The organism is Methylobacterium guangdongense, from assembly GCF_038442355.1.
Classification (GTDB): Bacteria; Pseudomonadota; Alphaproteobacteria; order Rhizobiales; family Beijerinckiaceae; genus Methylobacterium; species Methylobacterium guangdongense.
In genome coordinates this window covers 1-935 of sequence record NZ_JBBXMX010000074.1, presented here as the reverse complement: position 1 = coordinate 935, position 935 = coordinate 1, and the positions used below count along the sequence as shown (strand labels likewise).

Here is a 935-nt window from a genome sequence, read left to right as displayed (position 1 = left end):
GGTCACCGGCGCAGTCGGATGGACATGATCTTGTACGGTTGATCGATGAGGCGGTTCCAGGCGTGGCAGCCCTGGTCGACGATGTCGTCGCAGGAGGCGAGGATCCGATCGCCGAGCCGGGTGTCGCGCTGGAACGGCCAGACGTTCTCCACGGAGTTGAGTTCAGGGCACAGGATGGCAGCGTGAGCAGGGTGATGGGTGGCCAGCTCGATGCCGTCGTGAGCGCTGTGCCAGCCTGCGCCGTCGAGCATCAACACGGCCTGTGCGCGGGGCGCGACGGAGCGGCTGATCTCGGCCCGATGCGGGGTCATCGCCGCGCCTTCGCGGCGGGGGAGGACGAGACCGGCATCCTGGCCCCTTTGCGGGCAGATCGCTCCGAAGATGCAGGCATACGCCGTGCGCTGATCCTTGAGCGTCGGGGGCCGTGTCCTGCGGCGTGCCCGGCGCCGCGGCAGGGTGTTCTTCTGGCCGATGCAGGCCTCGTCCTGCCACCACAGTTCGATGACCATGCCGGGCGGCAGGCTTGCGCGGATGGCCGTCACGGTGGCGGGGAGGTTTTTTTGAACCCGGCGAGCGCAGCCGGATCCTGCTCGTGGTGGCGTAGACGGACCGTCAGCTTTCGGAAACCCGTCTGCTTGACCATGCGGCCGAGCGTGCTTTCGTCCAGGCTGACGCCAAAGCGCGGGTGGGCTCAGGCGGCCGGATCCGTCAGCCGCCAGCGCCCGTCGCTGCGCCGCGTCCAGCTTGGGCGGGTTGCCCGGCGCCTTGCGATCGATCAGCCCCGACGGACCGTCTGCGTTGAAGGCCGGCACCCCGTCGCGCATTGTCTGCAGGCTCACCGCGCCAAGCCGCACCGCCTCGGTGCGGCTTGGCGCGGTCATAGCCCCTAGCCGACGCCAGAAGCCGGCGGCCCTGGCCGGCGTCCCGGCTCGCCC

1 pseudogene is annotated in these 935 nt (G+C 70.1%); it reads right to left on the bottom strand.

From position 1 onward, the window contains the following. Nucleotides 1-2: 2 nt before the first annotated feature. A pseudogene (locus AAHG09_RS31800) lies at nt 3-935 on the bottom strand (IS630 family transposase); the annotation flags it as partial.